At 43.2% G+C, this 11,599-nt stretch carries 10 protein-coding genes; 5 read left to right on the forward strand and 5 right to left on the reverse strand.

The window, feature by feature from the left end; all coding sequences use genetic code 11:
• Positions 1–21: 21 nt before the first annotated feature.
• A complete protein-coding gene (locus GSY63_RS08275; RefSeq protein ID WP_166585327.1) occupies positions 22–429 on the reverse strand; it encodes a DUF4199 domain-containing protein in 408 nt (135 codons plus the stop codon).
• Positions 430–660: 231 nt separating this feature from the next.
• Here GSY63_RS08275 and mfd point away from each other — a divergent pair, with 231 nt between their 5' ends.
• Entirely contained in the window at positions 661–4,014 is a 3,354-nt protein-coding gene (gene mfd / locus GSY63_RS08280) for a transcription-repair coupling factor (protein WP_166585328.1), read from the forward strand.
• Here mfd and hpt read toward each other — a convergent pair whose 3' ends face one another.
• Complete coding sequence (gene hpt, locus GSY63_RS08285) at positions 4,015–4,557, reverse strand: hypoxanthine phosphoribosyltransferase (protein ID WP_166585329.1); 543 nt, start codon at positions 4,555–4,557, stop codon at positions 4,015–4,017.
• Between the two features lie 66 nt (positions 4,558–4,623).
• On the opposite strand from hpt, the gene GSY63_RS08290 reads away from it, so the two are divergent.
• Positions 4,624–5,853: a M16 family metallopeptidase gene (locus tag GSY63_RS08290; protein WP_166585330.1), complete on the forward strand. Its 1,230-nt coding sequence runs from the start codon at positions 4,624–4,626 to the stop codon at positions 5,851–5,853.
• 18 nt (positions 5,854–5,871) lie between these two features.
• Positions 5,872–6,441, forward strand: coding sequence for a peptide deformylase (gene def, locus GSY63_RS08295; protein WP_166585331.1), 570 nt, complete (start codon positions 5,872–5,874; stop codon positions 6,439–6,441).
• Here the strand turns inward: def and GSY63_RS08300 are convergent.
• The 3 genes from GSY63_RS08300 to GSY63_RS08310 form a co-directional block, all read right to left on the reverse strand.
• Positions 6,438–7,079, reverse strand: a complete 642-nt coding sequence (locus GSY63_RS08300; protein WP_166585332.1) for a carboxypeptidase-like regulatory domain-containing protein — start codon at positions 7,077–7,079, stop codon at positions 6,438–6,440. The genes def and GSY63_RS08300 overlap by 4 nt on opposite strands.
• A gap of 113 nt (positions 7,080–7,192) precedes the next feature.
• Positions 7,193–7,471: a NifU family protein gene (locus GSY63_RS08305; protein WP_166585333.1), complete on the reverse strand. Its 279-nt coding sequence runs from the start codon at positions 7,469–7,471 to the stop codon at positions 7,193–7,195.
• 28 nt (positions 7,472–7,499) lie between these two features.
• A complete protein-coding gene (locus tag GSY63_RS08310; protein ID WP_166585334.1) occupies positions 7,500–8,579 on the reverse strand; it encodes an Mrp/NBP35 family ATP-binding protein in 1,080 nt (359 codons plus the stop codon).
• Between the two features lie 123 nt (positions 8,580–8,702).
• On the opposite strand from GSY63_RS08310, the gene GSY63_RS08315 reads away from it, so the two are divergent.
• Together GSY63_RS08315 and GSY63_RS08320 are read left to right on the forward strand one after the other, a co-directional pair.
• Positions 8,703–10,883 carry a biosynthetic peptidoglycan transglycosylase gene (locus GSY63_RS08315; RefSeq protein WP_166585335.1) on the forward strand — a complete coding sequence of 727 codons (2,181 nt, stop codon included), beginning with the start codon at positions 8,703–8,705 and terminating at the stop codon, positions 10,881–10,883.
• A gap of 69 nt (positions 10,884–10,952) precedes the next feature.
• Positions 10,953–11,582, forward strand: coding sequence for an NAD(P)H-dependent oxidoreductase (locus tag GSY63_RS08320; protein ID WP_166585336.1), 630 nt, complete (start codon positions 10,953–10,955; stop codon positions 11,580–11,582).
• Positions 11,583–11,599 lie beyond the last annotated feature (17 nt).

Below are 11,599 nucleotides of genomic sequence, written 5' to 3' on the forward strand. Positions count from 1 at the left end.
TCGAAGTTCTTTTTCAGCACATTAGTCTACTTTTTCGGGCTTCGTCATTAACAATAGCGATACCGCTAATGAAGATAACAAACCGATAAGCAATGCGCCAAATATTCTGCCCGAAAAATCGCGGAAGTTGCTTTCGGCTGCGATATAGTTGATATAAACAATCCCTACAAATACAGCAATTACGCCCCCAACAATTAAAATCTTAAAGCTTTGTACCAAGGCTTCCAAAAATCCCATATTCCCTTTTAGCTCTTTATCGCGATAGCTGCGAACGCCAAAATACAGCCCGAAAATCGGAATCAAAATAGAGATATATTCTATTGGTGAAACCTGGTCGTTGAAAGTAGTATAACCGGCCCAACGCATAATAAACAGCCATAAGCCGCTAAGTATGCCGATGATTAAACCTGATTGAAATGCATTTTTCATGATATAATGTCTGGTTAAAGTTTACAGAATGACACCGATTGTCTCGGCTACTCATAAAAGGATTTTTGTCAGCAGTTTGTTTGTTTTAACATTTGATTTTTGTTTAAGAGCCTCACCCCGCCCTCTCCATGGGAGAGGGAGCAACTTTCGGGTTTAAAGTCCTCTCCTCTGGAGAGGATTTAGGTGAGGCTCTTATTTTTAGGCCTCGTTTTTGCTTATATTTGCAACGTTTTGAATATCCGCGACATATTAGACCGATACAAGGGCGACAGCCGGGTGCAGGAAGTGGCGAAAGCACTTAACGCCTCAAAAAATCCCCGTATACAGCTGCGTGGGCTCGTTGGATCCAGCGATGCCATAGTGGCCGTAGCTTTGTGGTTTTTGCATCACAGGCACATGATATTTGTGCTGCCAGATCGCGAAGAAGCAAGTTATATGCAGGCCGATCTGGAAAATCTTACCGGTCAGGAAGTTTTACTTTTCCCATCCTCGTATCGTAAACCATTTGAGTTTACCCAGCCGGATAGCAGCAATGTATTGGCTCGTGCCGAGGTATTGAACGACTTGAATCATACTTCAAATGTGGGTCGCCTAATCGTCACCTACCCCGAGGCCATGGCCGAGAAGGTGATTGATCGTAAATCGCTGGAGAAAAATACGCTTGAAATAGCTGTTCAAAACAACCTTAGCATCGAATTTATCAACGAGTTTTTGATCGAATACGATTTTGAACGTGTTGAATTTGTATACGAACCTGGCCAGTTTTCTGTACGAGGTGGTATTGTAGATATCTTTTCTTTCTCGCACGACCTGCCTTACCGCATCGAATTTTTCGGGGATTATATCGAATCTATCCGCACCTTCGAGGTAGAAAGCCAGCTTTCTGTTGAGCAGATTAAAACCATTACCATTGTACCTAACGTGCAGTCGAAGTTTTTGACGGAGAATAACATTTCTTTGCTCGAATATGCCGAGGCCGGCACGCAGGTATGGATCAAAGATGTACAGTTTACGCTGGACATTATCCGCGACGGCTTCAAAAAAGCCACCCAGCTTTGGAAGGCGCTATCGGCAGATGAAAAAAACCAAAACCCGGATTGGATTGACCCTAAGTTTGGTTTTACCGACGATAAATTGATTGCAGATCAGCTTTACGACTTTGCTGTTGTAGAGTTTGGCAAGCAGTTTTTTTACGATGGCACCAATGCTTTTAACTTCGATATCCGCCCTCAGCCATCGTTCAATAAAGATTTCAGCCTGCTGATCCACAACATAAAAAATAACGAGGCCGAAAAAATTGAGAATTGCATTTTCACCGATTCGCCTAAACAGGTGGAGCGTTTATATGCCATTTTTGATGACCTGGATAAAACGGTACAGTTTACGCCGATAAATATTTCCGTACGTGAAGGCTTTGTTGACCGCGAGCAGAAAATTGCCTGCTATACCGATCATCAAATCTTCGATCGTTATTATAAATACAAACTACGCAAAGGTTATCAGCGCACGCAAGCCATCACCCTGAAGGAACTTCGCGACCTTAAACCCGGTGACTATGTTACCCACATTGATCACGGCATTGGCAAATATGCCGGCCTGGAAAAAGTGGAGGTTAACGGCAAAATGCAGGAAATGATCAGGCTGATATATGCAGACAACGATTTATTGTATGTCAACATCAACTCGCTTAACCGTATCTCTAAATTTAGCGGTAAAGAGGGTATGGTACCCAAAATGAATAAACTGGGTACCGATACCTGGGAGCGGCTGAAAAAAACCACAAAAAAAAAAGTTAAGGACATAGCCCGTGACCTTATTAAACTTTACGCTGTACGTAAAGCGCAACAGGGAACGGCATTCCACCCCGATAGCTATCTGCAAACTGAGTTAGAAGCTTCCTTTATTTACGAGGATACCCCGGACCAGGAAAAAGCAACTGCCGATTTCAAAAAAGACATGGAATCGCCCCACCCGATGGACCGCCTCATTTGCGGCGACGTAGGTTTCGGCAAAACAGAGGTAGCTATCCGCGCTGCATTTAAGGCCGTGGCAGATAGTAAGCAAGTTGCTGTATTGGTACCTACTACCATTTTAGCGGCGCAGCACCACAAAACATTTACAGATCGCCTTAAAGGCTTTCCTTGCAATATCGATTACATTAACCGATTTAAAACCAGCAAGCAGATTAAAGATACCCTGGCTAAACTAGCCGAGGGCAAGGTGGATATCATTATCGGCACGCATCGCTTGGTGAGCAAGGATGTAAAGTTTAAGGATCTTGGTTTAATGATCATCGACGAGGAGCAAAAGTTTGGCGTATCTACTAAAGAGAAGCTGAAACAGATGCGCGTTAACGTGGACACCCTGACCTTAACTGCAACGCCTATACCGCGTACGCTACACTTCTCATTAATGGGGGCGCGCGATCTTTCAATTATATCAACGCCTCCGCCTAACCGTCAGCCAGTAGTTACCGAACTGCATGTGTTTAACGACAAGCTGATTAAAGAAGCTGTAGAATTTGAAATAGACCGCGGCGGGCAGATCTTTTTTATCCATAACCGCGTGGCCGATCTGATGCAGCTAGGCGGTATGATCCGCAAACTCGTTCCCAAGGCTCGCATTGGCATTGCACACGGCCAGTTAGAAGGCGACGATCTGGAAGATGTGATGCTGAAATTTGTTGGCCACGAGTATGATGTGCTGGTTGCCACCACCATTATTGAGGCTGGTTTGGATATACCGAACGCCAATACCATCATCATCAACCACGCCCACATGTTCGGCCTCAGCGATTTGCACCAGATGCGTGGCCGTGTGGGTAGAAGTAATAAAAAGGCTTTCTGCTATTTGCTTAGTCCACCTTTATCTACATTGACTCCAGAAGCCCGTAAACGACTAAGCGCTATCGAAGAGTTTTCTGAACTTGGCAGCGGCTTTAACGTGGCCATGCGCGATTTGGATATCCGCGGCAGTGGTAATTTGTTGGGAGCTGAGCAAAGCGGCTTTATTGCCGAAATTGGCTTCGACATGTATCACAAAATTCTGGACGAGGCTATCCAAGAGCTGAAAGATGATGAGTTTAAAGACCTTTTCCAGGATGAGAAGCCGCGGCCGTTTATCTCGTTCACACAAATAGATACTGATCTCGAAATATTAATACCCGACGAATACGTAACCAACATTGCCGAACGGTACAACCTCTACACCGAACTATCTAAACTGGAAAACGAAGTAGAGCTATTAGCATTCGAAAAACAGCTTGCAGATCGTTTTGGCCCAATTCCTCCGCAGGTAAACGACCTGATGAACACCATGCGTTTGCAATGGTTGGGTAAAACCATCGGGTTTGAAAAGATCTCGCTTAAAAAGAATGTACTGCGGGGCTATTTTATCAGCAACCAGCAATCGCCATATTTTGAGACCGACGCTTTTAGGCAGGTGTTGCAATACGTGCAATACAACCCGCGCAAGGTTAATCTGAAAGAAGTGAAAAACACCCTGCGTATCAGCATAGAAGGTGTAGGCACTATAGAACGCGCTGTAGAGCTGTTGAATGAAATGAGCGGCGAAGTAGTTAGCTAACTACTCGCCTACCATACGATAAATGCTTTTTAGGTTGCGGCCTTGCTCTTTATAGTCTAAACCATAACCTACCACAAACTCGTTTGCTATTTCAAAGCCGATATAGGTAAGCTCGGGCATATGGATCTCTATAGCGTCCGTTTTCGATAGTAGCGTGCAAACTTTAAGAGATGCCGGGTTAAAAACCTTCAGGCGCTCTATCAGGTAAGCCAGGGTATTACCCGAATCTATAATATCCTCCACAATAATTACGTCGCGGTTACTGATATCTATACTCAATTCAATGTCGCTTCTAACTGTAAGACTGCTCACGGTGCCGCCAAAGTAAGAGGCCAGTTTGGTGAAGGTAACCTCGCATGGTGTTGTTACTTCTCTTACCAAGTCGGCAATGAATAGAAAGCTTCCGTTCAGCACGCCTAAAAATACCGGCAACTTGCCTTCGTACTCTTTACTAATTTGCTCACCAAGCACGGCGATTCTTTGTTTTATAGTGTCCTCTTCTATCAGAGGTTCAAACTTCAGGTCGGCAACTTTTACGTTCATGCTACAAAGCTACCTAATAAGCTTAAAAGTTATCGTGCTAAATAACAGTATCTTTGTCACAGAAATATGGAATATCAGGTTTATACCCTATCAAACGGCATACGTATATTACACCACCCCGTAAAATCAGCCATTGCCCACTGTTGTTTAATTATAAACGCCGGTTCGCGCGATGAGCAGCCCGAGCAGGAAGGCCTTGCCCATTTTATAGAGCACTTATTATTTAAAGAAACCGAGCGCCGTAATACCTCGCAAATTCTGAATCGCCTGGAGCTGGTTGGCGCCGACTTAAATGCTTATACTACTAAAGAATATACTTGCATCCATGCCTCTTTTTTAAAAGAGCATTTGGAGCGCACAATAGACTTGTTCGAAGACATCGTTTTTCACTCTACCTTTCCGCAAGCCGAGATTGAAAAAGAACGCGGTGTAATTCTGGATGAAATCGCCTCTTACCTTGATCAACCTGAAGAAGCCATTCAGGACGACTTTGAAGGGCTGCTGTTTAAAGGCCATATTTTAGGCGGCAATATTTTGGGCACGCCCGAAACGGTTAGTAAAATTAATAAGCCCGATGTTCGAGGCTTTATTAATCAGAACTATAATACTTCGCAGATTATCCTGGGTGTTGCCGGCGAATACGACTTTAAAAAACTGGTTAAACTGGCTGATAAACATTTGGGCAGCGTACCGGCAAACAATGCTGTTAAAAACCGAATTAAACCGGTCGTTAATTTACCAGAGTTTGTAAAAGCAGAAAAGTCGATATCGCAAACCCATTGCGTAATGGGCATGCAGGCCTATCCGTCATCGCATCCTTATAAGAGCGGGTTACTATTAGTTAATAACCTTCTTGGCGGTATGGGCATGAGCAGCAGACTAAATCTCGAGATCAGGGAGAAATATGGAATCGCTTATACTATTGAATCGAGCTATACCCCGCTAACTGACACCGGCATATTTAACATCTACTTCGGAACAGATGTAGAAAAGGCAGATCGCGCCATGCGACTGGTTAATAAAGAGCTAAAGAAACTACGTGACAATAAGCTAGGCACGTTACAATTACATCAGGCCAAACAGAAGTTTAACGGGCAGATTGCTTTGGCCGAAGAAGGCCGTATGGGCCTCATTATTTCTATGGCCAAAAGCCTGATGGATTTTAATCATATCGACTCGTTGGAAGATGTTATCGCAAAAATTAACGCAGTAACAGCCGATGATGTGCTGGAAATAAGCAACCAGATACTGGATAATAAACAGATGACAACGCTGTTATTTGAGCCAATAGATTAAATCAGTATTTTTGCAATTATGAAACTTCCTATCGTAGCGTATGGTGATCCGGTTTTAAGAAAAAAGGCCAGTGATATCGAAAAAGACGAAGCTGACCTGAAAAAACTGGTTGATGATATGTTTGAAACCATGTACGCGGCCCACGGCGTTGGCCTGGCAGCCCCACAAGTTGGTATTTTGAAACGTCTCTTCGTAATTGATGCATCGCCGTTTGATGACGATGAGCCAGAACTGGCTAAGTTTAAAAAAGCTTTTATTAACGCACAGATAATTGAAGAAACCGGCGAAGAGTGGGCTTTTAACGAGGGTTGTTTAAGCATTCCCGATATCCGCGAAGATGTTTACCGCAAGGATACGGTTAGAATAAGCTACTACGACGAAAACTGGCAGCACCACGAAGAAACCTACAAAGGTCTGGCTGCACGCGTTATTCAGCACGAATACGACCATATAGAGGGCAAGCTGTTTACCGACAAGCTAAGCCCGCTCCGCAAACGCCTTATCGAAAAACGACTGAATGATATTTCGAGAGGGATGGTAAAAGTGGATTACAAGATGAAGTTCCCGGCGGTTAAAAAAGGCCGTTAATTACCTGTACCGCGGGCAAAGTCCCCGTCAGCAATCTGTTTGATGAGCGTACCCCAGGCTATTGGGTTTAACAATGGGTTTGGGGTAAGCGAATGCTGGTTCATTAACTGCATGTGCATATCCTGGGCATTGGCTGATTGTATTTCCTGCGCATCTCGGGCGAGGGTACTTCTGCCAATGTCTGATATACTGCGTATGATGTTTTTACGGGCAATCTCTAAATCGTCATCTGCAATTTTCATGCTGATAAAATCCTTACGAAACTCATCGGTAGTAGCCCATGGAAATACGCGTACTACAGGCAAATTGATGGTTTGTGGCTTTAATTGAACCTGTAAGGTATAGCTTTTTGTTCCTCCCGCCGGCACCACAATAGTTTGCGGCAAATAACCCACACTGGTAAAACGCAGGGTATCCAACTCATGCACTACAAAAGAGAAATACCCCTGGTAGTTAGACATGTTGAGCTGGTTATGGTATGACAGATTAGTGATGTTTACGTAAGGCACAATAATTTTGGTGCTATCGGCATTGTGTATAACGCCGGTAAACTGTACCAATGGTTGCTCCTTTTCCTGCGCCCATACGGTAAGCCCGGTAAACATCAAAAAAAATAATATGCCTGCTAAACGCTTCATTGCCTTACTAATCACCCTAATTAAATACTATCAATAGTTTAAATTGGTTTTGTTAAAACGCAAAAATACAGCGTTGCATATGATGCAGCTGCATTTTTAACATAACTTAACAACTATCTCAAATTCTCGGGCAACACCGCGTTCGGGTCGTCGATATCTGTTAGGTTAATGGCTTCAATGGAGGTAATTTCGGGCACAGCTCTTTTAATAGCCTGCTCAATACCTGCTTTAAGTGTCATGATGCTCATTGGGCACGAACCACATGATCCTAATAATTTAAGCTTCACAACGTTTTCAGGAGTAATCTCCTCAATAGAAACATTCCCGCCATCAGCTTCCAGATATGGACGAATGGTATCCAGTGCTGCCTCTACCTGATCTATTAAACTCATTTATACTTATTTATAAATGTAAAGGTAATCAATTAATTATTTTATTTGAAATGCCTGCATTACAAATAGCAACCTGTTGTGCAACCCGCTCGGCAATGTTTAAAAACGCCTGCGTCATTGGGTTATTATCCTGCAGCACCAACGGCTGTCCGGAGTCGCCCGATTCGCTGATGCTCTTTACCAAAGGTATTTCGCCCAAAAATGGTGCTTCTATTTGCTCTGCCAGCTTTTGTCCGCCGCCTTGTCCAAAAATGTAATATTTGTTTTCGGGCAGTTCGGCAGGTGTAAAGTACGACATGTTTTCGATAACCCCCAACACCGGTACATTAATAGCATCCATCATAAACATGCCTATACCTTTACGGGCATCTGCAAGCGCTACGTTTTGCGGCGTGGTAACAATAACCGCCCCGGCAATCGGGAAGCTTTGGGTTACGGTGATGTGAATGTCGCCGGTACCCGGTGGCAAGTCAACTACCAGGTAATCAAGCTCTCCCCAATCGGCATCATTAAATAACTGTTTTACCGCAGTTGATACCATCGGCCCACGCCATGGCACCGGCTGGTTAGGGTCTGTAAAGAACCCTATCGACAGTAATTTAATACCATATTTCTCTATCGGCTCTATGCGCGTTTTACCATTTACCTGGCTGGCCATTGGGCGTGCGCCCTCTAAACCAAACATAATAGGCACAGATGGGCCATAAATGTCCGCGTCTATTAAACCAACCTTAGCGCCCTTTTGCGCAAGCCCTAAGGCCAGGTTAGCGGCTACGGTTGATTTACCAACCCCGCCTTTGCCGGATGCAACGGCTATAATATTTTTAACACCCGGCACACCGGTGTTTTTTTGTGCAGTAACCTGCGAGGTCATGTTAATGCTTACCTCAATTTCAGGGCTGATGAAATGACTGATGGCGTTACGGCAGGCATTCTCTATTAACCCTTTTAACGGGCAGGCCGGCGTGGTTAATACAACAGAAAAATTAAGCTTGGTTCCATCTATCTTAATGTCCTGTATCATGTTAAGTGTAACCAGGTCCTTTTTTAAATCCGGCTCTTCTACATGGCCCAGGGCGTGTAGTACTTGTTCGTGAGTTATTGTCATTTTTTTTTAATCAGCGCAAATTTATAAAAACAGGGCGTGCTTGGGTTTGTTAGGGAAATAAACTTTACTTAAAACCGTTTTGCACGGATAAGATTTAGTTTTATGTTTGGTTAAATTTCACAAATGCATCGCCTCAATCCAAAATATATCCGTATCGCCGTTATTGTTTTTGTTTCACTGCTAATAGTTTTGATTATTGGCGGAGCAGTTGCCTACTCCAAGCGCGAGGCGTTGTTGCAAAAAGTGATTAGCAAAGCTAAGTCAAAAGCCAAGACTGATTATAATTTAGATGTAAAAATAGGCTCGGCCCATTTTACGGGCTTCAGTACCGTTGCTTTTACAGATATAACAGTAGTGCCCGAGCAACGCGATAGTTTGCTGACTATCAAAACATTTGGTGTAAGTGTTAAACTACTTCCGCTTATTTTTGGCAATGTAAAACTGGCCGATGTAAACCTTCAGGACGGGCACCTTAATCTTACCAGTAAAAAAGGCGTTCGCAACTTCGATTTTCTGTTTAAAAAGAAAAAGGATTCGACCTCTACCAAATCAAAAATAGACCTTGCCGAATTATCTAATAACCTGGTTAATGAGGTGCTCTATAAGATTCCGGACAACCTTAATCTTAAAAACTTCGCCACCACATTTGCCGACGACAGTAATAATGTAAGGGTGGTTATACCAACGGCAATTATTAAAGATGGTGATCTCAAATCCACCTTCAACATCAACAACAACGAATCTATCTGGCATTTTGATGGTAAAATGCACCCATCTGATAAAAATATCGACATCCGCTTATACGCCGATGGCAAAAAGGTGGAGCTGCCATTTATTGAAAAGAAGTTTAGGCTGAAATTTAATTTCGACACTCTTACCACCAAGCTGGTAAAAGTTGAGCACAGCAGTGGCGAAACAAAGATTTACGCTTATACCTCTGTTCGCAACATGCTGATTAACCACCCGGCTTTATCATCAAACAATATTGTGGTGCCGCAAGCTAGCATGGATGCCAATTTATTTGTGGGTGAAAATTATGTTTCTGTCGATAGCTCGTCGGTAATCCGGTTGAAGGATATTGTGGCTAATCCTTACATCAAATACACGCTTCGTCCTAATAAAATTTACGAGCTAAAATTGCACACAGGATGGATCGACGCTCAAAATATCTGGAACTCTTTTCCTCAAGGCATGTTTGAATCGCTTGAGGGCATGAAGGTTTCGGGTAAACTCAACTACAAACTCAACTTCTATTTAGATGCTACCAAGCCCGATGATCTGATATTCGACTCGAGGCTCGATAAGGATAACTTTAAGATACTGGCTTACGGAAAGACCGATTTCGATAAGCTTAATCACGAGTTTGTTTATACCCCTTACGAAAAAGGTCAGCCAATGCCTTCGCGCACCATTGGCCCATCAAATTCTAACTACACGCCATTAGAAAACATTTCGCCCGATTTGCGAAATGCCGTTATGACAGCGGAAGACCCTTCTTTCTATCGCAATCATGGTTTTGTGGAAGAATCTCTTCGCAAATCTATCGTTACCGATTTTAAGGAGAAGAAGTTTAAACGCGGTGGTAGTACCATATCTATGCAGCTGGTTAAAAACGCGTTCTTGAGTCGCCAAAAAACGCTGGCACGTAAGATAGAAGAAACGCTAATAGTGTGGACCATAGAGAATACCGGCATTATGACCAAGAACCGGATGCTGGAGGTATACTTTAATATTATTGAATGGGGCCGTAATGTTTATGGTATCGGCGAGGCATCGCATTACTACTTCGCTAAGAGCCCCTCACAGTTAACACTAGGCGAGAGTATTTACTTGGCCAGCATTGTACCTAACCCTAAAAAGGGCTTGTATGCATTCCTGTCCGACGGTTCGCTTAACCCTCGCTTACATGGCTACTTTAACCTCATTGGCCGCTTAATGGCTAAGAATGGCTTAACTAATCCCGACACCAGCGCCTACGGGTTTTATACCGTACGTTTAAAAGAAAGCCTTCGCCCGGCCCCTTCTGTTGATACTAATCCTGCTGTTGTTGATAGCTTAATGAAACAGACCGGCGACGATGACCAAACCGGCATTGTTCCGATTCCTGTTGAACCGGCGCCTGAGGAAGAAAAAAAACCAGGGTTCTTTAAGCGCTTATTTGGTGGCGGTAAAAAAGACACTACCAAAACAGAGACCGTTGACACCGCCGAACTGAATAAACAGCGACTTAAAGATCAAAAAAAGGAGCAAAAGCGGCTGGAAAAAGAACGCCGTAAATTACTCCACGAAAGGGGCCTATTATAGTTTACCCTGCTGTGACCATTTTAAATGTTTAAACATCTATTTTTGTTTAACATTTAAAATAAATACAACATGTCATTAATTGATAAACTTAGCTGGCGCTATGCCACTAAAAAATTCGACGCAAATAAAAAGATAGCTGCCGATAAATTAGAGCAATTGCTTGCAACCGTTCGTTTAGCTCCATCGTCATTGGGTTTACATCACTACAAAGTTATTGTGGTTGAAAACCCTGAAGTGCGCGAGCAATTAAAAGCTGCTGCTTATGGCCAAACTCAAATTACAGATGCATCTCAATTAATTGTTTTCGCTGCTGAAACTAACATCGACGAAGCATATGTAAATAAATATGTAGACGAGATTGTTAAAGTAAGACAAATACCTCACGACAGCCTTGAAGGCTATAAAGGCATGATGTTAGGTTCTGTAAATGGCCAAACAACTGAGCAAAAAATTGCTTGGGCACACAAACAGGCTTACATTGGCTTAGGCGTATTAGTTTCTGCCGCTGCCGAACTTGATATTGACAGCTGCCCAATGGAAGGTTTTAATCCAGCTCAATTTGATGAAATTTTAGGCTTGAAGGAAAAAGGTTTAACAACTTCTGTTATCGTAACTATTGGTTACCGTTCTGCAGAAGATGCTACTGCAAACTTTGTTAAAGTGCGCAAACCAGCCGAAGAGCTTTTTGTAAACGTATAATTACAAGTTATCCAAGC

Origin of the sequence: Mucilaginibacter agri (assembly GCF_009928685.1) — a bacterium.
GTDB classification, from domain to species: Bacteria; Bacteroidota; Bacteroidia; order Sphingobacteriales; family Sphingobacteriaceae; genus Mucilaginibacter; species Mucilaginibacter agri.